The organism is Microcoleus sp. Pol12B5, from assembly GCF_036701335.1.
GTDB lineage: Bacteria > Cyanobacteriota > Cyanobacteriia > Cyanobacteriales > Microcoleaceae > Microcoleus.
The window spans coordinates 1-21,193 of the sequence record NZ_JAUBQQ010000078.1; the positions used below are offsets into that span (position 1 = coordinate 1).

Below are 21,193 nucleotides of genomic sequence, written 5' to 3' on the forward strand. Positions count from 1 at the left end.
TTAGATTTTAGATTTTAGATTTTAGATTTTAGATTTTAGATTTTAGATTTTAGATTTTAGATTTTAGATTTTAGATTCAGGGTAAAGGCATCTTAACTTTAACCCAAAATATGCGTAACTGCTCACCGCAACTGCGCTGCGGTGAGCAGTTACGATGAGTATGAACCCGTAGAAGGGCGCCTGAGTGTGTCGGAGTTAGTTTGAATAATTCATGTAGGGGCGATTCCCTACGGGATAGCTGCGCTTCACGCACTTTGTGACAAGTTGGGACGTAAGGGCGATCGCTATTAGGTAATTATTCCGCACTGTTTGCTACAATTATTTAAGTCGGCTCTAAAAACGGCCATGACCCAAACTACCTCAATAACAACTGAATATCAAATAAATGTAAGTTCTCCTGTCTGGCAAAGAGTTGAGCAAATTGCCGGAGAATTTAACTTGTCAGTTTCTGAACTATTAGAACAGATAGGCGAAGGTCAACTGAAAGTTGTTGCGGTTCCAACTAATTCGGAAAAAATCAGCGATCGAGATATTGCAAATGCTTTGATTTGGTTAGCTTCGTATACTAATGTAGCAATCAACGTCTACAAGCTACAAAAACTCCTGTATTACGCTCAAGCTTGGTATTTAGGAGTTTACGGCAAGCCACTCTTTGATGCAGATTTTCAAGCCTGGATTCACGGGCCAGTTATTCCTGATTTTTTGGAGAAGTATCAATGCCAATTTAGTTGGGAACCAATTACAGAGAAAATTGAACAACCGAAACTTCCCCAAAAAATTGGGCAATTTATCGAAGAAGTTGCCGAGGCATATTTTGAGTATGATGATGAAACTTTGGAACGAATGATTTGCAGTGAAATGCCTTGGCTGGAAGCGAGAGGGGATTTGCCGAGAGACGAATCTTGTGATGCGATTATTTCTCAAGAGTCGATGAAAAAATATTATTCTGGTCGTGTTTTCTCTAAATAATATAAGTGAGGGCGATTCCCTACGGGATAGCTGCGCTTCACGCACTTTGTGACAAGTTGGGACGTAAGGGCGATCGCTATTTCATTACGATCGCGATCGACCCCTACAAGCTACAAAAACTCATCTACTGGGAAACCCGTTTATTCTCACTTATAAATTAGCTATAAACTCATCAGGTGTGACCTTTGCTTGCTTTAGAACACCGCTGAGAGTACCAATTTTAACTCGCGGTGGAGTGGCACAACGCAAACAATTTCTCCGTCTGGAAGAGGCTTTTTAAGGACAACGTGGCTACCCGTTTGTCTGGCTTGATAAAAGTCTAAACGCTCTAGTACGCGAATTACTTCTAGGCTTGATATTCTGGGCAACCTAGGCATAGCTAACCTCTATGCTAGTTACAAACCTGGGAGTGATTTCGTCGGGTAAAGGACACTCTTCGAGATAGAGCCTTGTAGCTTCTTTGAGATTGGCGATCGCTTGTTCTATGGTTTCGCCTTGGTCAATTGTGCCGACTTCTGGACATTCGGCAATGTACATATCTTCTTCTTTGTAAATGATGACTGTGAAGCTTTTAGTTTTCATTATATTTTTGCTTTCAGCATCAGAGGTTGCTTAGTTTCTATTTCCTAGTTTATCTTGGATGTAATTTTTTTGCAAGTACAGCGGAAGAGGCGCGATCGCGCTTTTTGACAATTTGGGATGTAAGGGCGATCGCCTTTTTATAAAGACAGCAGTATCAATTGAAAAGCCAAGGTAGCTGGATATTTCACCTACTCAAACAGAACGCATTTATAGCCAGTCTGTAACTTGACTTCATCTTTGAAACGCCATACATCAGTATTGAGACGCGCTAAATCACCTTCCGTCATTCCTTTGACATAAACACAGTTTTTATCAGCCCAAAGCTCATATCCTGTCTGACTTTTACCAAGAAAGGTTCTAGGGGTTGTTGAGTTGGAAGTTGAGGAAGATGCAGGAGTAGATGATGAAGATGCAGGACTTGATGAAGTAGTAGAAGTTGGTTTGTACATAACCGAAATGAATATTAATACAATAACAACTGCTGCACAAAAAGCACCAGTCATCTGATTAACTGCTTTCGTGTTATCAATGAACTGCCCTTCTTTGAAAGCTAAATATTTGTTCCAAGCTTGCTGTTTAGGATTCTTGGAATTGATTTGAGAAATTCTAGCCGAAACAATTTTATCGGGTTGAATATTATTTAGGATTCTTGAAACCCTATTCAAGCAGGCTTGGGAATCTAAAGTTTTGTCAGACTTCAGCTTTAACCAGAGCATTACGCCATACTGTATTTCAGCATCTACATGAACTTCATAAGCAGCAAGGGATTTTTGAATTAAGATAGCAATCGCATTTAAGTCTCCGTTCTTTGCTATTTCTTGAAGACCATCTGATTCTATCGAATCTCCAAGAGTGTGATTGTGATTGTTTAACTTAACATTATTATTTTGTTTTACTGTCTGCGTTTGTGCTACTATCTCAAACTCTCGATTCCAAGCCGGGAAATCCTCACCCACCTGCTGCCCATAAACCTTCACAGAAGCGATCGCCCCCGCCTTCAAACTCGTCAACTCCCTGCGGACAACCCTAACAGCCAATTCTTCTTCAGGAACCGGATCGCCCTCTAGCATCACCTGTAAACAACCATCTTGCAAACTCGCAGTCGCACTAATCCCTTTATTTCGCAACGGAATATTTAACAGAGATGCGATCGCCTCCACATCCCCAAGCTTAGCCCGTTCCTTCAAACTCAGCGGCTTTGACTCCGTTACCTCAGTAGAAATAGCCGATCGCGTCTCACTCACATCTGCAACAGGTAACTTTTGCCCCGCCATTTCAAACTCTTGATTCCACGCCGGCACCTTTGTGCCCGTCTGTCGCCCGTAAACCTTGACTTTCTCAATGGATGCAGCCCCCAAACCCGCGATCGACTTACTCATATATGCGGCCAAGACTTGCTGACTAGGGACTTCCACCGCTTCCAGTATCACCTGTAAACAACCATCTTTCAAGGCGGCTGTCGCAGTAATGCCCTTGGGTTGTAGCTGACGATTCAGCAGCAGCGCGATCGCCTTTGCATCTCCCTGTTTCGCGAGTTCCAGAATATTTGGTTGTGTCATATTTGAGTTTGGGTTAGACATTTTCAATTCTTCCATATAAATTAATAAAGGAAGAGGAGGCGCGATCGCACTTTTTCAAAAGTTGGTAGAGGAGGCGACAGTTACTTTATGTATCTTCTAATCTCTACCAGGTTCTAAACCTATCTGTGATTTACTCATCAACTTACCATCTGAAAAGATAGCAGATAAATATTTGCCTTCACCATCGTTCCACTGCCACATCTCTATGCTACCAGATTGAGACTGAAGTTTACCCGCATAACCAAGAACATTTGCCACTTGAGAATATGTCATTCCGTCAACTAGACAGTTTTCAAATGTATCTAGTTTAACGCTTACATATTTTCTTGAACACGACGGATGTGTGGGAACTTCAACACCAACTTTTGTACTATCCGATTTTAATGAATCGGGAGACACAGATTTTAATGAATCTAAAGACACAGAGCCAGCAGGACATTGAATGTCGTTGCCAATTAATTGAGGTATATTAGGAGGTGTTTGAGATGGTCTATCTGTTTCACAAACATCAGCTTTTGTAGTATCATTACCATCAATACCCTTAATTAAAAAAACTGCTCCTGTATAACTTTTTAAATTTTTAGTTTTTGCTGTTGCTGATGCTATAATTTTCGTGTTATCTACGTTAACAATAGTATATTTATAATTTGTTGTTTCTGTTTTTATCCCTAATCCTATTTCTTCTATCGTATCTGAAAATTTGCCTTTTTCTGCATAATAAGCTTGTTGACCCCTGTTCATAGAACCAATATATTGTTTAGCTTCAGATTGTTTAGCTTTGGCTGCTTGGCTTTCAAGTTGAGTGTTAGCAAACAGTGATATCCCAAAAACTGAAAGCAGCAACACATAAAAAGTAACCGCAATGGCGCCACCTACAATACACAAAACCTTAGCTGTATTAGAATTAGATTTAGCTCCTTCGTAATCCCCTTCCTCATATTTACTTCCAACCTGAGCAGCAAAGATTATTGCTGCTATTCCTAAAGGAGGGAAAGCCAGGATGGTTACTAAGATAGATGCACCCAAGTAGGTGCGAGGACAAGACTGTTTATTCTGATGAGATTGAGTGCCAGTAACGGTTAATTTTGTTGATGTGTTGCCATTCTCAGCTTTGGGTTGAGTGTTAAAAGTGGTATTAGATGACACTAAATTATTGAACTGGTCAGCCAAAATAGAGACTATTTTTATAACTTGTTTATCAAAATTTTTCCAAATGTAGATTGCATGAATAATCAGCCCAACCCAAAACATCCATAAGTAACCAATAAAAGCACCTAATAACCATGCCACGCCAATACCTGTCATCCCATTTTTGAGTTGCTTAAGCCCAGGAACAAGCATTTCAACTAATTCTTCAGTTTCAACTTTCTTGGATGGCTTAGGCGTTGAAGTATCAGCTTTAGACGTTGGGTGACTTACTTGTACCACTATCTCAAACTCTCGATTCCAAGCCGGGAAATCCTCACCCGCCTGCTGCCCGTAAACCTTCACAGAAGCGATCGCCCCCGCCTTCAAATTCGTCAACTCCCTGCGGACAATCCTGATAGAAACCTCCTCATCAGGAACCCGATCGCCCTCCAGCATCACCTGTAAACAACCATCTTGCAAACTCGCAGTCGCACTAATCCCCTTATTCTGTAACGGAAGATTTAACAGACTGGCGATCGCCTCCACATCCCCAAGCTTAGCTCGTTCCTTCAAACTAAGCTGATTTGACTCCGTATTATCACTAGAACTTGCCTGCGCCTGTGTGACATTCGCAACAGGTAAATTTTGCCCCGCCATTTCAAACTCTTGACTCCACGCCGGCACTTTTGCGCCCGTCTGTCGCCCGTAAACCTTCACTTTCTCAATCGATACAGCCCCCAAACCAGCGATCGACTTACTCACCCACGGGGCCAAGACTTGCTGACTAGGCGCTTCTGCCGATTCCAGCATCACCTGTAAACAACCATCCTTAAGGGAAGCTGCGGCGGTGATGCCCTTGGCTTGTAGCTGGCGGTTCAGCAGAAGCGCGATCGCCTTTGCATCTCCCTGTTTCGCGATTTCCAAAATATTCGGTTGTGTCATAACAGGTAGATAACGGTAGCGCTTAGCAAAACGTTTTGTTGTCTTAAGTATAAATTCTTTCCTAAATGCCAAAGCTTGTCAAGCCATATAAAGTCATATTTAGTAGTTTTTTTCCATCCCAACTAGGCCATAAAAAGTCACATTTAGTTGGTTGCTACTGAAAAAGTCATATTTAGTTGGGTTACAATCAGGTCAACCCTTTGCATCTACGTGACCGATGGACGTTGAAGAAGCTTTAGAATTTGTAGACCATCTAGCTTTGACTACTACGGGAAAACATTTAGATAGTCTGCAAAAGTCTATTTTACGCGGTGCTTGGGACAATAAGAAATATAAAGAAATTGCACAGCATCACAACCGTTCAGAGAAATACGTTAAAGAGGTTGGCTTTAAATTATGGAAACTTCTATCAGTTGCATTAGAAGATGAAGAGGTTTGCAAAGCAAATATTAGAGAAAAATTACAAAATTGGCGATTTTCCAATATCTCATGTTTCGGGAAAGACTATATACAAATTGGTAGCGTCTCCGCTGAGACTTTGCACTCCCTAAAAATCTCACAACCTGAACCGCAAGACAAGGATAGATATAACGAAAAAACAAGCAATTCCGAACCTGAAGTACATTTAGATTTAGCTGATGCACCAGAGCCCAACCTATTCTATAACCGCACATCTGAACTCACCACCCTCGAAAACTGGATTTTAGGCCGCACCCGCCTCATCACCATCTTAGGCTTATCCGGTATTGGCAAAACCGCCCTTACTCTCCAACTAATCTCACAAATTCAACACGAATTCGATTACATTATCTGGCGAAGTCTCCGCAACTCTCCACCCCTGGCATCACTCCAAACCGACTTAATTAAATTCTGTAGGGGCGGTGCCCCCGTGCCCGCCCCCTATTCCGAAGAAAGGCCAACCACGGGGGGATTGCCTCTACTAGAATATTTACGATCGCACCGCTGTCTTATCATCCTCGATGATATCCAAACCATCTTCAGCAGCCAACAACTCGCAGGAAATTACCAACCTGGATATGAAAATTACGGCGCATTCTTCAAACAAATAACAGAATCATCCCACAACAGTTGCTTAATCCTCCTGAGTTGGGAAAAACCCAGAGAAATCGCCGCCTTAGAAGGCGAAAACCGCCCCTGCAAATCGCTGCAACTCAACGGTTTAGGCCCCGAAGCACAAGAAATATTCAGAGGAAAAGGTTTAGCAGAACCGGAGAAATGGTCAGAACTAATCGACCTTTACCGAGGCAATCCCTTATGGTTAAATATAGTTGCCACTTTGATTCAAGACTTATTCGGCGGTAGCGTTTCCGAATTCCTATCCTATGATACCCTATTCTTAGGTGACTTAGAATCACTCCTGCACCAGCACTTCGATCGCCTAACCGCATCCGAACAACAGGCGATCGCATGGCTAGCCAATACCCCCGAACCTGCCGACATATCAAAAATACCAGCCAACCTGCAACTATCACCGCCAGAACTCTTGAAAGTCATGCAATCTTTAGGACGACGGTCATTAGTTGAAACAGTAAAACAAAACGGGCGATCGCACTTTACGATCGGGCCAGTAATCAGAGAGTATATAACAAACAAAAAATGAAAATCGCCACCTGGAACCTCAACTCAATCCGGTAGTAATAAATATGTAGTGAAGTTTAATTACAGTAATTGAATATAGCAATCCTATAGCAATTCTATTTGAGTTGTGAATGTAGAACAACCTGAAACGCTTGTGATGATTGAATCGATTGTTTACAAATCAAATGGTTTTGCTATAAATGATTTTCTATATCTAGAGCAACCTAAATAATTTTCTGTGTGTAAGTATATTGACGTATTTTGGGAAAATCAAATTTATGTTCCTTAGTAAAAAAATCAAACAAAAATTTGACAATCTTAAAAAACCTACATAAATACCAATACTTTCTTAAAAAGTTTTTAACTTTTAACCAAATATCTTCAACGGGATTCTGTTGGGGAGCATGGGGAGCAAATAAAATACAAGTAATTGACCAATTATCAGGTTTTTTGTCACCATTTATTTCTAATAAAAAGTCTCTAAATTCTCCATATTTATGATAACTAGCTCCATTCCAAATCAAGATAATCTTGCGATTTTTATATTTATTTTGTAAGTATTTTATGGATTTAACTGTTGATTTTCCATCACCAGATGGATGGCTCTGAACATGGAATTATTTGCTTTAATAATTGACTGCGCCAAAATAAGTTTGTCTATCTTTTTCATTGGTAATTGGGACTTCAATTCTAATTTTTGATTGACCCCAAACATAACCAGTCAGATCACCATGAAGTAGATGACATTCATCTAAAAACAATACTATTATTTCCCCAGACTCTATACCAGCCTTGTTTTTAAATAAAAAATCGTTAATCTCTTCCGTCTTTTTTGTTACCAGTTCTTTATCAAATTTAGGATTAGTTTTTTGAGTTTTTTTTTCAACTTATTTTCGCCCGGTCGAAAAGTTCATACTAACTCTGTTTTGATTTATATATCACACCCAATTCTTGAGCTAAATAAGTAACAAACTCATCTAAATTCCAATATTCTTTATTCTTTAACCACTCGATTACTTCAGTGTTTTGTCGAGCTGTTAAATACCCTTTTGACCCTTTATGTCCTAGTTTGATTCCGGCGATGCCTTTGGTTTTAAATTAGTTTTTCCAATAACCAATGAAAAACTTACTTACACCTAATATTTTGCTGATTTCATGGTAGCTTTTACCTGAAAGCCCCATCCTTACAGCTATTGCTCGTTTTAGTTCTCTGGCATCGATATCGCTTTTAATGAAATCTTCTAATTGGGCTATTTCTTTTTCCATATCTTTTTGTGAACGTTGGAAGTTATTCATTTTTTTTTGTCATAATTAAGTATTGCATATAATGGTATCACAGTCTTGATAATGATTTAGGATTGCTATAACGACTGAGATTCGTGAAGTTGACCTTGCCAGAGGCCAGCAAAATAGTTGAAAATAAAGTGATTAAAAACTTCTTTTGGGGTTGACTAATCCCCGGCATTTGTTGTAAGATGGATTCAATAATCTTCATAAGGCAATCTGTTGAGCTTGTGTGTTTTTATAGCTTAACCTAAAAGAGTCTCTTTTTTTATGTTGATTTTGGGTTCAGATTGCACTCACTTTTTTCACTTCTCTGGGGTATTGCGATCGCCTCCCTCTTTAAAAAGTGTCCGGAGTATTGTTGAGGCGAAATTATATTATAATAAATTCCCATTATTTAAATCTTAATTATTAGGTTAGTCGGTGTTCGTGTGATTCACAACCTTTCCCAATTACCGACTACGAATTACCGATCGCCACTAAATAAATATTGGTCACAGATAAAAAGAACTGCACAGCAGTCAACAGCGGTATACCTGACACTCCGCAAAATTAAATGTAGGATTAAGTGTTGCCGTGAATCAGAAAAAAAAGATGAACGTATCCACTATTTGGCGAAAACTCCGCAGCCAGCAAGCCTTCTGCTTGGCTGTACTCCTGGCAGGTTGCCTGGTATTTATCGGTTGTTCCCCCGCACAGTCAACGGCTGGCAATTCAGTCGATCCCAAGTTGAAAGAGCAAGTCTTGCAGGTGATCCGCGAAAATCCCCAAGCAATTTTAGAGTCGGTACAAGCGTACCAGCAACAACAGCAGCAGTCTCTCAAAGCAGCGCAGCAGTCATTTTTGCAGGAGATGAAAACTAATCCCAAATCTTCGATAGGGGATTCTCCCACCACGGGTTCAGCTTCGCAGCAGATTGTACTTTTAGAATTCTCTGACTTTCAATGTCCGTTTTGCGCGCGCGCTCACGATACTGTCAAGCAGTTTATGGCAAAGCACCAGGACAAAGTTACTTTAGCTTACAAGCATTTTCCCTTGACTTCTATTCACCCTCAAGCGCTGCCAGCAGCTAAAGCAGCTTGGGCGGCGGGCCAGCAGGGCAAATTCTGGGAATATTACAGCGCTTTGTTTGAAGGGCAGAAAGATTTAGGCGAGCCATTGTACGCATCGATCGCCCAAAAGCTCAATCTAAAATTAGATAAATTTAACACCGATCGCAACAGCCCCGCTGCAGAAGCCGCCATTGCCAAAGACGTGCAACTCGCTCAACAACTAGGCATTGAAGGCACTCCCTTCTTTATTATGAACGGCAAAACTTTCTCCGGGGCGATCGAGCTTTCTGAGATGGAAAGCATTCTCGCCTCTGTCTCGAAATAAGTAATTCCTGACTCTTAGAAACCGAGTCTAAAAATGCGTTCCCAGCCAAAGTAGGCTGGGAACGAGAAAAACCAGAAAAACTCGAAAAATCTTTGATTAAACCGCAGCCAACTCAGGAGTCGGGCGCTTGCTGTGGCGGATACCCTCGATCGCCCCTGCGTAATCATTGGCCTTAAACACAGCAGAACCAGCGACGATCGCATTTGCGCCGGCTTCCAGAACCTGCCAAGTATTGTTTCCCTTCAAACCGCCATCTACCTCAATCCAAGGATCGAGGCCCTTGTCGTCGCACATTTTACGCAACTGGCGAATTTTCGGCAAAACAGCCGGGATAAAACTTTGACCACCAAAGCCCGGATTGACGCTCATAATCAGCACCAAATCGCAAAGTTCCAGCACGTACTCGATCAACTCCAGCGGCGTCGAAGGATTCAGAACCACACCAGCCATTTTGCCCAATTCCCGAATTTGGCCGAGGGTGCGGTGCAAGTGAGGCGAAGCATTGTGTTCCGCGTGAACCGAAATAATGTCAGCACCCGCCTTAGCGAAGTCCTCGACGTACTTCTCCGGCTCCACAATCATCAAGTGGACATCGATCACCTTGGTAGTAACGGGGCGAATTGCCTCAACAATCAGCGGCCCGATAGTAATATTAGGAACAAAGCGACCGTCCATCACATCTACGTGAATCCAGTCAGCCCCAGCTCGATCGACAGCCTGAATCTCTTCTCCAAGACGGCTAAAATCGGCTGATAATATGGATGGAGCAATAACTATGGGTTTTTGGGATTGGGTCATGGCTAAGTCTGTTCTCCTGACTGCTGTGCTGTATCCAGTTTATCAAAATACGGGTCTCCGGGTCGAAAAGTTGCCAACGATCAGTCGCGAGATTGGGAGGGCAGAAAAATTTTGCCTCTGACAGACAAGTTGGGCGAGCGCGCACCAGCCCAGCTCTCGGAATTTTGGTTTAGGATATAAATTTTACCTCTAACAAATAACTTGTGTGCAACATCTGACCTTCTGCAAATTTTGAGTAGCGAATTATGAAAAAAACAGATCCCTTAGAAAATCCTGAACTCGATCGTGCCAGTCTGTTTGTATTAATGATCCCAGTCATCGGCTTTTTCCCCGCCCTGTGGACTCTTTACCGCCGTCAGGGTAGTCCCGAACGCAAAGCCATCAGCCGCTTGGCAATTGCCCTTGCTTTTAGTTGGCTCTTAGGACATATTCTTTTAGATGCTGGAGCGATTTCTGCGGAATCTCCGACACTTCCCATGTTATTAATGAGTAGCCTGCTAACAACCAGCTATTTCATCGTTGCTCTGGGACTGATGGTTCGCCTCTGGAAGCGTCAACCACTATGGTTGCCCGGAATTAGTCGCTTAGCCGAGCAAGTAGTAGGCAAACATTTATCATAATTTAGGGTTCTTTTAAGCCCCTACCCTATTGATTGAGTGCGTCTTCAGCTTGATACTACATATTGCCATTATCTTTTTTATTTTTGTTGTGTGTGAGGAAGCCAGTGCCAGCTCAAAAAATTCCTAATCAAGACCCTATCCAACAATCCACTGCTCAACCTGCAACCAAAAAAGCTTCCCAGCCCCATCGAGGCCGCTGGCTGGGTTTTGGTTTTGGTTTGGCTGGAGTAGCCATGCTCTCAGCCACAGCCGGAGCATTGCTAGCCGTCTCCCTTTCTACAACGCCGCTTCAGCAACAAAAGTTGAGCCCTGAAGAAGCAGCAGTATTTTCTCAAGGCGACATGGCAAAGCTCAACATGAAGATGCCGGAGCTGACTCGCCCAGTTAATATTTTAGTTTTAGGACTTAAAGTTCTGACCTCTGATATCGAAGGAGGTGTCAACAAAGATGTCGGATACGAGGTTTGGGAAAACTCATTTAAGGGCTTAACCGATACCATGCTGTTGGTTAGGTTTGACCCTCAAAATAAAAAGTTAAGCGTGCTTTCCATTCCGCGAGACACCCGCACCTATGTTGAAGGCAGGGGGGTCGTGAAAATCAACGAAGCTAATTACTACGGCGGCCCGGCTTCGTCAGCGAAGTCAGTCAGCGGACTCCTTGGCGGTGTGGGCATTGACCGCTACGTCACAGTTAATATTCATGGCATAAAAAGTTTGGTCGATGCCCTGGGTGGCATTACTATTAATGTCCCTAAAGACATGAAGTATACCGATAACAGCCAGCATTTATATATAGATTTAAAGGCTGGTAAGCAAAAACTCAGCGGCGAACAAATCGTGCAATATTTGCTTTATCGGCACGACGATTTGGGCGACATCGGGCGGGTGCAGCGCCAGCAATTGTTGATGCGGGCTTTTGTGGAACAGGAAGTAAATGTAGGTTTGCTGTCTCGACTACCGAAGATTTTGTCGGTGATTCAGTCTCACCTTGACACGAATTTGAGTATAGAAGAATTGGTAGCTTTGGCTGGTTTTGCTACTCAAACCGATCGCGCTGGCGTCCAGATGTTGATGGTTCCCGGCAAATTTAGCGATTCTAAGGACTACAAGGCAAGTTTTTGGTTGCCAGACCAATATGCCATCGAAACTATGGTGGCGGAACATTTTGACTTCGGCCAAAATACTTGGACAATTGAGAATGCTGATTCGACTTTTCTGAATGTGGCGATTCAAGATAGTACCGGAGATCCATCGGCTGTTGAAGATTTTGTCAATAATTTGACTCAAGCCGGTTATCGGAATGTTCAGGTTTATAAAGCTTGGCCGGAACCCCTGGAAGTAACTACTCTAGTAGCTCAACAGGGCGATATTAAAGGTGCTCAAGCGATTCGCCAGTTTTTGGGTTTTGGAGATGTGTTGGTTGAGAGTACCGGTTCTTTGCAGTCGGACGTGACAATCAGATTGGGTCAGGATTGGTTAGAGAAAAAGGCTCAGTCCGGTGGTGCGGCTAAGTCTTTTTAAACTGGATTATAACTGGGGTATTTGTAGGAGGGACATAGCATTGCTGTGTCCTCTTCTTTTCTGTTGATAGAGAGGGAAGTGATCGCTTTTTGTCGATTTACTGTACTATATTTTTTGGTGATGATTAATCACGATCGCCATAGCGATACTTCCCTCCGCAATCTCAAGTGAAACAATAATCAACGAGGGAAAGCTTAAAATATTTTATAAAGGTAGGGTTGATGAATAAGGGTGCTAAAATAGATCGGCAGCGGGAACATCAGGCAAATGAACGCACCTTTCTGGCATGGTTACGAACTTCACTCGCTTTAATTGGTTTTGGGTTTGCAATCAGTCGGTTCAGTTTATTTCTCCGTCAATTTCAAGCTACAGTGACTCAGCAAGAAGTTTCCTCCCCTCCCTTCTTCAACTCAGAAACTTTAGGGCTGAGTCTGGTCGTTTTTGGGATTGCGGTGATTGCCTTAGCAGCATGGCGTTATAATCGAGTTTTCTGGCAAATTGAGCGAGGTGATTATCGCCCAAATCGTGTGCTAGTTTGGATTCTGACTGGAGTTGTAATGATTTTAGGAACGTTAAGTATTCCGTTATTGCTATGGCGAGATCGCGGAAATATAGCTCCCACTTCAACTCCTAAAAACTCTCAATTCTAAGTTAACCCGATCGCTTAGCTAAAGTGGAAATAACTGCAACCATATCATTAAGATTTTGTGCATCTAGATTGTCTATGGTGTTCGAGAGATGGAGAGAGTTTGATGAGGAGAGAATTTGACGATTTTCGATCGGGTCATCGAAATATACAATTTAAATACTGTACAACTTACAAGCGGAAGCAAGTGAAATGAAGCCATCGCACCCACAACCAACGTAAAAAAGTCCCCACAAAATAAGAGAAAAAATTTGACCAACTAAAGTGATTTCCCAAAATTAGCCTTCCGGGCAAAGTAGCTCGCATTGCTTGTAAAAACGGAGGTGTCCACAGTTGAAGAAACTATACTCCGCAGGTAGCTAGACACACAGCTACAGCCGCCTTAATTTGCGAAAATTGCGGCAATATCAGAACTACCAGCAAAATCCAAAATAGCTCATAAGCTATGCTCCCAAAAGAGTCGTTGAACCATTCCGGTGTAGGGCCGCGAGAAAATCTCACCACATAACCTAAAGGGATAATCACGATTATAATGATGAGTAGGGCAATTCGATATTTTAAAAAACGGCGATCGGGAGAAATTGGGGAATTCATTAAATTTGAGACAGGTTTTTTACTTCACTTTAACGCTTTTGCTGTACTATGGCTTCAACTCCCCCAACAGTGACATGAGATGAATGATTACCACCTAAGTAGGGAGTCATGCGATCGCCCATTGGAGATGTCAATCTCAAAGTGATTGATGAAAACTGGCTCAGTGATCGGGAATCCCCTTTTGTTATTGCCAAAATTTAGCCCTATTTGCAGCATTTTGCCTAAAGTGCGCCCTCCAATCATTTACCACAAATATGAGCATTAACGATAAACTTAAAAACATACTGATGCAATTACGATCGCACTTCGAGCAACTTTACGGAGATCGCCTCACGCAAATGGTTATCTACGGTTCCCAAGCGCGAGGCGATGCACATCCCGACTCCGATATAGATGTTTTAGTAATTCTGAAAGCGCCAGTTCAAGCAGGCGAATAAATTGATAAAACTCTTCAGATTATAGCAGATTTGTCGCTCCAAAATGATGAAGTAATTAGCTGTTTATTTCTGGACGAACAGCGATTTATACATTACAATGAGCCTTTATTGAGGAATATTCGCCAAGAGGGAATGTCATTTCTCAATAAGCCTTTGACGGGCGGGCAGGATGCCCACCCCACAAAAAAACTTACTCTTTGTGGAACAGGCATCTTGCCGGTTCTGGAGAATACTAAAAGATTGCAATTGCGAGCATTTTCATCTCCTTTAACTTACTCTACCACTGCCCTCAAACAGAATACTTAAATCCCCGACTTCTTCAAGAAGCCGGGGATCTAAAACAAGAAAACAGCCCCTACAGATTAATGACTACCCGCTCCAGCCGCCCGTTTAAACGCCTCATCCAACACTTCCGAAAGCGTCGGGTGCGTGTGAACTCGGAATGCTAAAGTGTTCACAGAATCGCGCTGGGCGATCGCATTTGCCGCCTCCTGAATTAAATCCGCAGCGTGCAAACCGAAAATGTGAACTCCCAACAACTCCCCAGTATCTTTCCGGTAAATCACCTTAGCCATACCGTCAGTTTCACCCTCCGCAATAGCCTTAGAATTTCCCTTGAAATAACTCTTGACAGAACCGACCTCAAACCCTTCAGTTTTTCCTAACTCTTTTGCCGCAGGTTCCGTCATCCCCACATAGCTAATTTCCGGGTGAGTAAACGCCGCCGCCGGGATACTCAAATAGTCAACTTCGCGGGCACGGCCACAAATATTTTCTACTGCGGCAATTCCCTGAGCAGACGCAGAATGCGCTAACATCATCTTGCCATTAACATCGCCGATCGCCCACAAATTTTGCACCGGTTCTCCCGCCGCCAAAACCTGCATCTTATCGTTAACTGGGATATAACCGCGCATCGTTTCTACGCCAACAGTTTCTAATCCCAAATTCTTGCTCACCGGCACCCGACCAGTTGCTACCAAACAAGCATCAACTTCCAAAACTTCGACAATTTCCTTAGTTTTGAAATCAGCTAATTCAATAATTACCGGCGAACCAGGAATAATCTTCTTGGCCAAAACACCTACTTTTGTTTCAATATCGCGGGGTGCAATTAACACTCGTTCTGCTAATTTAGCAATATCGGGGTCAAAAGTTGGCATCAATTGGTCTAGAGCTTCAATCATCGTAATTTCGCAGCCCAGGGCTGTGTAAATATCCGAAAACTCCAAACCGATATAGCCACTGCCAATAATTGCGATCCACTTCGGCAGCGATTCCAGCCTGACTGCATCATCGCTGGTAAATACAGTTTTGCCGTCAATTTCTATCCCGGGGGGGACGAAGGGAACCGAACCGGGAGCGAGAATAATATCCTTGGCAGTAATAGTTTTCTCGCCTTTATCGGTTTCGACGGTAATTTTTTGAGCACTGGCAATTTTGCCCCAACCTTGGATGACATCGACGTTCAAACGTTTGAGGCTGTTGGTCAAGTCACCGCGAAGTTTGCTAACAATAGTGTTAGCGTGATTTGCGATCGCCCCGCGATCAAAATCCACACTGCCCAATTGAATACCCAAAGTCTTTAGGTGGTGGGCATTCCGCAAATCTCGCACTCGCCCGGAAGCAGCCAACAGCGCCTTCGAGGGAATGCAGCCGCGGTTGACGCAAGTCCCCCCCATGTCCCCCGCTTCGATAATTGCCACTTTCAGCCCGCAGCTAACCGCGTGTATCGCCGCGCCGTGTCCGCCCACGCCAGCGCCGATAATTGCTAAATCGTAATCAAATCCCTGAGTCACCTTAAAATCTCCTAATGCCTTTGAAATCTTAGGACTCAAGCAAAAAACACCGTCTCTGGGCCCTTTCGGGGTGGCGCGTTGCCATCGCAACCCTTGAACAGCGGTAATAGTTGCATAAGTCCTGTCTCCTTATTCTCGACTAGACTAGGGTTAATTAGACAACGAAAGAGCCGTAACTGAGATTTTTTCAGGGTCAATGATTTTGAGCTGGGTCTGCACCAAGTCTCAAATCACTCAGTAGGCGGGTGTAGAGTTAAATATAGTTTGAAGGCTGACAATGCCCGCTACAGGTTTTATAGGGGGCAGCAAGTTCAGCAGCAGGCATTCCACCGTCCGGTTAAATTGTGTCCGCTTGCTTGTTTTAGTCGGGTTTTCATGTCTGCACGCCTTGGGGGCGGGCAGAGTTTGTTGGCAACTTTTAGAGTCTATGGAGTGGCTTATGACGGATGACGACGACCAGAAAGATTTACGCCGGGCCTCGGCTCAATCGTTTTTTGAGTCCCTGGATGAATTGTTCGATTCTATAGAATCGAACAGCACTCAAGCTGCACAACCGAAATCTCCACCGCCTCCGGCTAAGTCTTCGAGTCAGTCTTCGAGTTTGCCGAAGAAGACTAGACCTACGAAAATTAATTTGTCGGATTTTGAAGATGCGATCGCCGATTTGGAACAGTTTATCCAGAGTAAACACCAGAAACGCCCGGAATCGAATCAATAGTGCGATGATACATTTTCAAGTAATGACTGTTGAGTGTTGACTGTTGACTGTTGACAAGTGAAAAATTTTAGATTAATGTTTACGCTCCCAGATGAATCTGTGGAGTCAATTTTTAATGTGAAATTCGGTAGCATAGGAATTATTCATCTCTCTGTTCTCTGACTCTGTGTCCTCTGCGGTTTAATCAGGCCAAAGCAACCAGAATTGATATCAATCTAAAATCTAAAATCTAAAATCTAAAATCTCATAGCATAGAAATGATTCATCTCTCTGTTCTCTGACTCTGTGATCTCTGTGTCCTCTGCGGTTTAATCATGCCAAAGCAACCAGAATTTATATCAATTCCCAATCAAAATCGACGGGCTGTTAACGGTGCTTTCGGCTTAACCTGCTTAGTTGCACCTACAAAACATTCACATTTGGTTGAGGATTGCTTTACAAGAATTAAGCCAGATAAATCATCTCAATTTACTATTAATAGCCTTATTTTTAGGTTTTGAGTGCTGCGGTAATTGCCTCGATCGCACTTCGATCGCCCGATCGCCGATCGCACTCACAGGCAACTCCCATTCATCAATATCAATATCATTGCGGAACTTCACCGGAATATCAGCACCGTTAATAATCGCTCCCAACAGCCGCGGCCCGGATTTATGCGAATCCTCATCCTCAGATTCCAGCAACTGATCTGCAGCCTCAGACAACATACTAGACAAAGTGTAACCAGGCCGCGCCACCAAAATCATACCGTCCGTGTACGGTTCCAGCGTCAGGGCATCGTTGCACTCGCTCAACGCCGGAGAATCCACAACCACAAAATCAAAGCGGTTGCGAACATCCTCAAACAATCTCCGCATTTCGCTGGATTCTAGTACGGCCGAGGCCTGTCGCAAAAAGCCAGGACTCGGCACGACGTATAGGTTCTCTACCTCTGGAACCAAAAGGACGCACTCGCTAATATTGCCGTAATAGTGCAAAGGTTCCACAGTCGCCAAAGGATCAGCAGCAATTTTCAAAGATTCAACGTTAGAAGGCGATCGCAAATCTGCTTCAATTAGCAAAGTCCGTTTACCCGATCGAGCCGATGCAATTGCCAAATTGTAAGCACTAAAACTTTTCCCCTCCAAAGGCGCTGCCGAAGTCAGCAACACCACCTTTACCGGTTTGTTCCCGATCCGGCGCAAATTAGTACGCAACCGCTCGTAAAATTCCAAATAGGGAGAATTTACCTCCAGGGCCAGAGGCATTTCATCGCCGTAGGAATCAAACACCGTCACTTCAGGCAAAACTGCCAGTATCGGCACCTCTTTTTCCACCAAAGCCGCCCGCACTTCTTCCCAACTGTAAAACTTGCCGTTGAGCATCCCCAACAGAAATATCAACCCCCCGCCCAGCAGCAATCCCACAAATCCGCCCACCGCCAGCATCACGGGCAAACCTCTCTTGTTGGACTCAACGTCATCAGTTTGCGGCCATTGGGCGATTCTCAAACTCCCCGTTGTCTCAGCTACCGCCGCCTCAGCATCTACCAAAGCCGACAACATCTTGTCGTAGAGAGCTTTTTTGAACGCCACTTGCTGGGCCAAACGGGCTTGTTCTAACTGCTTGTTGGGGATTGTCGCGTGTTCCCGACGCAATTCTTTTTCAGTTTTCTCGATTCCTTGGAGTTGCTGTTGCACCGTATCCCGCTGCGTTTGCAAAGCAATCAAAGTTTGAGCTAACTGCTGTCTGGCCGGATCTAAAGAAGAGTCTACCCGAATTCGATCGGCACTTCTGAGCGGAGCCGCCACTCCGTTACCGCCGAGTACCTCAGACTGGCGCTGCTGCAACTGCTGCTCAAAAGCAAGTTTTTGTTTAAGCAATTCTACAATTTTCGGGTGTTCCTCCTGCAAGTCGCTGCGGAGAATTTTGAGCTGAGATTCGATCGAAAACAATTGCACTCGCAGTTGGGCAATAATTGGATCGGCAGAGAGTGCTTGAGCGACGTAAGCTTGCTCCACATTCAATCCCAAGCGATCCTGCAAACTGTTAATTTGAGCTTCAATTCCTCCCAACTGCACGCGGAGTTGCCGCTGCTGCTGTTGGATGCTGGTAATCGCTTGCGGCAAAGCACCGCTCTGAGCTGCTAAAATTGAAGTTCCTTCTCGTTTTTCGTAGGCTTCAAGTTTTGCTTCCGTCTCTCTAAGTTCCTGAGTTACTTTCGGCAAACGCTGGTTGATTTGGGTGATCGTTTCTCGCAGTCTAGAAGTATTAATATTTTTGCTGTGTTCCACCATTTCGTTCATCAGCGTCTTTACTACCGCTTCTGCTTGTTTACGCTCGGCATTTTTGTACAATATTTGAATCAAAGCGCTGGGGTCATTATTCTTACTGGGCATCTTTATTTGCACATCTTTTCCCAGCTTGTCAGCCAAAGCTTGTACTTTTTCCGCTTCTTCTTTGTTTAATTTTCCTTCGGGTTTGATGAGTTTTTTTGCTGCTGGTTCAACCACCCTTGTATCCAGCAGCATCTCTTTAGTTATTTCTTGTCCTTCCTGTTGAATTTTAGTAGTAGTGGATGAAAAAATCACGCTCGGTCTGTCGTAGGCCAGCGTACCTATTGCAACGTAAACTGGCGCAGGCTTTGGCTGCATAGCCACTACTCCCGACACGCCCACAGTCACCGCGAGAGTAGCCAGTCCCACCCACTTGTATTGGTCAAAAGCAATTAAATAACGTTTAACAACGGATAAAGTCATAACGATTTTAGATTTTAGATTTTAGATTTTAGATTGCTAATTGTTAACGATAACTAATGATTCCTGACTAATTCTACAAATCCCCCAAAAACCTTAGAACTTTCGGTCTGCGAGCTAAACCCATATCGCCTAAGTCATTCCCCATCTTAAATCTAAAATCTAAAATCTAAAATGGTATGACTACCTATCATTACGTGACGGGCCGAACAAATCTGTTACTCCATTTCTCAACTGCTCAAAGAACAGAATAAATCCCAAAGTATCCCGGAATGGTCGAGTAAAAGTGTTGAGTACATAACCAATGCGCTCTACCAGATTCCTACCAATCACAATCACATCATTATCTTCGAGCATCGGGTTCTGAGAAACATTGCCCTCCAAAGCAGCTTTAGCATCTATCGAACGGTTGATTGCTCTACCTTGCTTTTCGTCGAACCGAATCAGGGCTATTTTCCGCAAGTCAGCAAGATTAACAGGCAAGTTGTTGAGAGCATCCAAAAACCTGCTGCCATTTTCTATGTAGAACGAGGTCAAACCACCACTAGCGTAACTCAAAACTCGAACGTAGATCCTGGGCTTAATCAAAGTAGACCGCGAAACTAGAGCTTTGTCGTAGTCTAGGTTTTTGGTACTAGCGTCCAATTCCGGGATGACAATCACATCTCCCGATGCCAAAGGAAAATCGAACAAATCGTTACCGTTTGCTAGGGGAGTGTAGAGGTCGATTGGTTCCTCGACCGAGGAGCCGTTCATCAGCGTCCGCCGCACTCGCACCTCCCGCAAATCGGCTTTTCCCGTGACTCCCCCCGCAATCACCAAAGCAGCCGAAATTCGACCCGAACCCGCCGGAAGCGTGTAAAAACCAGGTTTGCTGACTTCTCCGGTGACAGTGATTTGGACGGGGACAGCAGCAGCAGCGAGGCTGTACCTGGATGCTAAATCTTGATCGGATTTGCGATCGGGCCTAACCTGTTTATACGGTACGACGATCGCATCTCCATCTTCCAAACGCAAATCCGGCGGAGCAATACCAGTTTGCAACGGTGTCAAAATATCAACAACTTGCTCCGCGACAGCGCCTCCCGGCAGAGTCCGCCGCACCCGCACCGCCCGCAGTTCCGCCGTAGGATTAGTCCCAGCAGCAGCCGCCAGAGCCGCAGGAAGCTGGGGGGTTTGCAGCGGATAAAAACCCGGTCTTGCCACTTCCCCCGTCACCGTCACCACTACCGGGCGCTGAACCAGCAAAGCAGCCGAGACTTGAGGATTTTTGATAAATTGGCCAAAGCGCTCCCGGAGGCGCTGCTGTGATTCTTCCACCGTAAGACCACGCACATTTACTGTTCCGATTAGCGGCAGTACAATTACCCCTTCAGGGCTGATTGGACCCGTAAAACCTAGCTCTGGGAAGCGCTGAACTTGAACAGAAATCTGGTCTCCCGGCCCGAGGCGGTAGGGCCGATTCCGAAAAGCTGGGTTAATATCCCGGTTGAAATTGGCAGGGGGCGGTGGCGGTAAACGCAATGGCGGTGGCGCCACGAGGCGCTCGGAACCAGGAGCAACAGATTGAGCTAAAGCCGTTTCCGAAAAATTTTTGCTATTAAAACCCCAGAATACAGCAGCAAAAGATAGAGTCCAAGCAGTTGAATGCAGGCCTGCCAAGGAAAAAGCGAGGCTATTTTTAATAGGGGATTTTTGCCACATTTTCAGAGGATTTAAAAAAGTAATATTTTGAATAATGGTCTGACTTGTAAGTTTCATCTAAATATAGCGACGAGAAAAAACAATAAGATATTTTCGGGGCGAGTTGAACCCGGATATTTACTAGGAATCAGTTGATTTTGGCAAAAACTCCCCACGCTCTA

19 protein-coding genes and 1 pseudogene are annotated in these 21,193 nt (G+C 43.9%); 10 read left to right on the forward strand and 10 right to left on the reverse strand.

Annotated elements, in window-relative coordinates; all coding sequences use genetic code 11:
• The first annotated feature begins 345 nt into the window (after positions 1 to 345).
• Together QUA24_RS23440 and QUA24_RS23445 are read left to right on the forward strand one after the other, a co-directional pair.
• Positions 346 to 969: a type II toxin-antitoxin system antitoxin SocA domain-containing protein gene (locus QUA24_RS23440; RefSeq protein ID WP_333232470.1), complete on the forward strand. Its 624-nt coding sequence runs from the start codon at positions 346 to 348 to the stop codon at positions 967 to 969.
• 5 nt (positions 970 to 974) lie between these two features.
• Positions 975 to 1,130, forward strand: coding sequence for a hypothetical protein (locus QUA24_RS23445; protein WP_333232471.1), 156 nt, complete (start codon positions 975 to 977; stop codon positions 1,128 to 1,130).
• Positions 1,131 to 1,163: 33 nt separating this feature from the next.
• Here QUA24_RS23445 and QUA24_RS23450 read toward each other — a convergent pair whose 3' ends face one another.
• From QUA24_RS23450 to QUA24_RS23465, 4 genes are all read right to left on the reverse strand, one after another.
• Complete coding sequence (locus tag QUA24_RS23450; protein ID WP_333232473.1) at positions 1,164 to 1,346, reverse strand: type II toxin-antitoxin system HicA family toxin; 183 nt, start codon at positions 1,344 to 1,346, stop codon at positions 1,164 to 1,166.
• On the reverse strand, positions 1,339 to 1,551 hold the full coding sequence (locus tag QUA24_RS23455; protein WP_333148509.1) for a type II toxin-antitoxin system HicB family antitoxin: 213 nt from the start codon (positions 1,549 to 1,551) through the stop codon (positions 1,339 to 1,341). Before QUA24_RS23455 ends, QUA24_RS23450 begins: the two co-directional genes overlap by 8 nt.
• Before the next feature lie 188 nt (positions 1,552 to 1,739).
• Positions 1,740 to 3,110 (reverse strand): hypothetical protein, encoded by a 1,371-nt coding sequence (locus tag QUA24_RS23460; RefSeq protein ID WP_333232474.1) that lies wholly within the window; start codon positions 3,108 to 3,110, stop codon positions 1,740 to 1,742.
• Between the two features lie 117 nt (positions 3,111 to 3,227).
• On the reverse strand, positions 3,228 to 5,273 hold the full coding sequence (locus QUA24_RS23465) for a type IV pilin-like G/H family protein (protein ID WP_333232476.1): 2,046 nt from the start codon (positions 5,271 to 5,273) through the stop codon (positions 3,228 to 3,230).
• Positions 5,274 to 5,418: 145 nt separating this feature from the next.
• Here QUA24_RS23465 and QUA24_RS23470 point away from each other — a divergent pair, with 145 nt between their 5' ends.
• Positions 5,419 to 6,822 (forward strand): NB-ARC domain-containing protein, encoded by a 1,404-nt coding sequence (locus tag QUA24_RS23470; RefSeq protein ID WP_333232478.1) that lies wholly within the window; start codon positions 5,419 to 5,421, stop codon positions 6,820 to 6,822.
• A gap of 1,076 nt (positions 6,823 to 7,898) precedes the next feature.
• Here the strand turns inward: QUA24_RS23470 and QUA24_RS23475 are convergent.
• Positions 7,899 to 8,096, reverse strand: coding sequence for a helix-turn-helix domain-containing protein (locus QUA24_RS23475; RefSeq protein WP_333232480.1), 198 nt, complete (start codon positions 8,094 to 8,096; stop codon positions 7,899 to 7,901).
• A 582-nt stretch (positions 8,097 to 8,678) separates the two neighbouring features.
• On the opposite strand from QUA24_RS23475, the gene QUA24_RS23480 reads away from it, so the two are divergent.
• Entirely contained in the window at positions 8,679 to 9,461 is a 783-nt protein-coding gene (locus QUA24_RS23480; RefSeq protein ID WP_333214508.1) for a DsbA family protein, read from the forward strand.
• A gap of 96 nt (positions 9,462 to 9,557) precedes the next feature.
• Here the strand turns inward: QUA24_RS23480 and rpe are convergent, their stop codons facing one another.
• Positions 9,558 to 10,259: a ribulose-phosphate 3-epimerase gene (rpe, locus tag QUA24_RS23485; protein ID WP_190744589.1), complete on the reverse strand. Its 702-nt coding sequence runs from the start codon at positions 10,257 to 10,259 to the stop codon at positions 9,558 to 9,560.
• Positions 10,260 to 10,504: 245 nt separating this feature from the next.
• On the opposite strand from rpe, the gene QUA24_RS23490 reads away from it, so the two are divergent.
• The 3 genes from QUA24_RS23490 (at position 10,505) to QUA24_RS23500 (ending at position 13,049) form a co-directional block, all read left to right on the forward strand.
• A complete protein-coding gene (locus tag QUA24_RS23490) occupies positions 10,505 to 10,879 on the forward strand; it encodes a hypothetical protein (protein ID WP_333232482.1) in 375 nt (124 codons plus the stop codon).
• A gap of 104 nt (positions 10,880 to 10,983) precedes the next feature.
• Positions 10,984 to 12,399 carry an LCP family protein gene (locus QUA24_RS23495; RefSeq protein WP_333232484.1) on the forward strand — a complete coding sequence of 472 codons (1,416 nt, stop codon included), beginning with the start codon at positions 10,984 to 10,986 and terminating at the stop codon, positions 12,397 to 12,399.
• 221 nt (positions 12,400 to 12,620) lie between these two features.
• Positions 12,621 to 13,049 (forward strand): DUF202 domain-containing protein, encoded by a 429-nt coding sequence (locus QUA24_RS23500; RefSeq protein ID WP_333214502.1) that lies wholly within the window; start codon positions 12,621 to 12,623, stop codon positions 13,047 to 13,049.
• A gap of 167 nt (positions 13,050 to 13,216) precedes the next feature.
• On the opposite strand, the pseudogene QUA24_RS27400 reads toward QUA24_RS23500, so the two are convergent.
• Positions 13,217 to 13,639 (reverse strand): annotated as a pseudogene (locus QUA24_RS27400) (ribosomal maturation YjgA family protein).
• Positions 13,640 to 13,893: 254 nt separating this feature from the next.
• Between QUA24_RS27400 and QUA24_RS23515 the strand changes: the two are divergent.
• Both QUA24_RS23515 and QUA24_RS23520 read left to right on the forward strand, forming a co-directional pair.
• Positions 13,894 to 14,076 carry a nucleotidyltransferase domain-containing protein gene (locus QUA24_RS23515; protein WP_333232487.1) on the forward strand — a complete coding sequence of 61 codons (183 nt, stop codon included), beginning with the start codon at positions 13,894 to 13,896 and terminating at the stop codon, positions 14,074 to 14,076.
• Positions 14,077 to 14,106: 30 nt separating this feature from the next.
• The gene (locus QUA24_RS23520) at positions 14,107 to 14,382 is read left to right on the forward strand and encodes a hypothetical protein (RefSeq protein WP_333232488.1); all 276 of its coding nucleotides are present in this window, start codon (positions 14,107 to 14,109) and stop codon (positions 14,380 to 14,382) included.
• A 56-nt stretch (positions 14,383 to 14,438) separates the two neighbouring features.
• Here QUA24_RS23520 and lpdA read toward each other — a convergent pair whose 3' ends face one another.
• Entirely contained in the window at positions 14,439 to 15,875 is a 1,437-nt protein-coding gene (lpdA, locus tag QUA24_RS23525) for a dihydrolipoyl dehydrogenase (RefSeq protein ID WP_333232490.1), read from the reverse strand.
• A 439-nt stretch (positions 15,876 to 16,314) separates the two neighbouring features.
• Between lpdA and QUA24_RS23530 the strand changes: the two genes are divergently transcribed.
• Positions 16,315 to 16,593 carry a hypothetical protein gene (locus QUA24_RS23530; protein ID WP_333232492.1) on the forward strand — a complete coding sequence of 93 codons (279 nt, stop codon included), beginning with the start codon at positions 16,315 to 16,317 and terminating at the stop codon, positions 16,591 to 16,593.
• A gap of 458 nt (positions 16,594 to 17,051) precedes the next feature.
• On the opposite strand, the gene QUA24_RS23535 is transcribed toward QUA24_RS23530, so the two are convergent.
• Together QUA24_RS23535 and QUA24_RS23540 are read right to left on the reverse strand one after the other, a co-directional pair.
• On the reverse strand, positions 17,052 to 19,331 hold the full coding sequence (locus tag QUA24_RS23535) for a lipopolysaccharide biosynthesis (RefSeq protein WP_333232494.1): 2,280 nt from the start codon (positions 19,329 to 19,331) through the stop codon (positions 17,052 to 17,054).
• Between the two features lie 180 nt (positions 19,332 to 19,511).
• Complete coding sequence (locus QUA24_RS23540) at positions 19,512 to 21,089, reverse strand: polysaccharide biosynthesis/export family protein (protein ID WP_333232496.1); 1,578 nt, start codon at positions 21,087 to 21,089, stop codon at positions 19,512 to 19,514.
• Between the last annotated feature and the right edge of the window lie 104 nt (positions 21,090 to 21,193).

What these genes read in the sequence shown, in the direction of transcription:
- QUA24_RS23440 (WP_333232470.1), top strand. Translation starts at nt 346, where the DNA reads ATGACCCAAACTACCTCAATAACAACTGAATATCAAATAAATGTAAGT.
- QUA24_RS23450 (WP_333232473.1), bottom strand. Translation starts at nt 1,346, where the DNA reads ATGCCTAGGTTGCCCAGAATATCAAGCCTAGAAGTAATTCGCGTACTA.
- QUA24_RS23455 (WP_333148509.1), bottom strand. Translation starts at nt 1,551, where the DNA reads ATGAAAACTAAAAGCTTCACAGTCATCATTTACAAAGAAGAAGATATG.
- QUA24_RS23460 (WP_333232474.1), bottom strand. Translation starts at nt 3,110, where the DNA reads ATGACACAACCAAATATTCTGGAACTCGCGAAACAGGGAGATGCAAAG.
- QUA24_RS23470 (WP_333232478.1), top strand. Translation starts at nt 5,419, where the DNA reads ATGGACGTTGAAGAAGCTTTAGAATTTGTAGACCATCTAGCTTTGACT.
- QUA24_RS23475 (WP_333232480.1), bottom strand. Translation starts at nt 8,096, where the DNA reads ATGAATAACTTCCAACGTTCACAAAAAGATATGGAAAAAGAAATAGCC.
- QUA24_RS23480 (WP_333214508.1), top strand. Translation starts at nt 8,679, where the DNA reads ATGAACGTATCCACTATTTGGCGAAAACTCCGCAGCCAGCAAGCCTTC.
- rpe (WP_190744589.1), bottom strand. Translation starts at nt 10,259, where the DNA reads ATGACCCAATCCCAAAAACCCATAGTTATTGCTCCATCCATATTATCA.
- QUA24_RS23490 (WP_333232482.1), top strand. Translation starts at nt 10,505, where the DNA reads ATGAAAAAAACAGATCCCTTAGAAAATCCTGAACTCGATCGTGCCAGT.
- QUA24_RS23500 (WP_333214502.1), top strand. Translation starts at nt 12,621, where the DNA reads ATGAATAAGGGTGCTAAAATAGATCGGCAGCGGGAACATCAGGCAAAT.
- QUA24_RS23515 (WP_333232487.1), top strand. Translation starts at nt 13,894, where the DNA reads ATGAGCATTAACGATAAACTTAAAAACATACTGATGCAATTACGATCG.
- QUA24_RS23530 (WP_333232492.1), top strand. Translation starts at nt 16,315, where the DNA reads ATGACGGATGACGACGACCAGAAAGATTTACGCCGGGCCTCGGCTCAA.
- QUA24_RS23535 (WP_333232494.1), bottom strand. Translation starts at nt 19,331, where the DNA reads ATGACTTTATCCGTTGTTAAACGTTATTTAATTGCTTTTGACCAATAC.
- QUA24_RS23540 (WP_333232496.1), bottom strand. Translation starts at nt 21,089, where the DNA reads ATGAAACTTACAAGTCAGACCATTATTCAAAATATTACTTTTTTAAAT.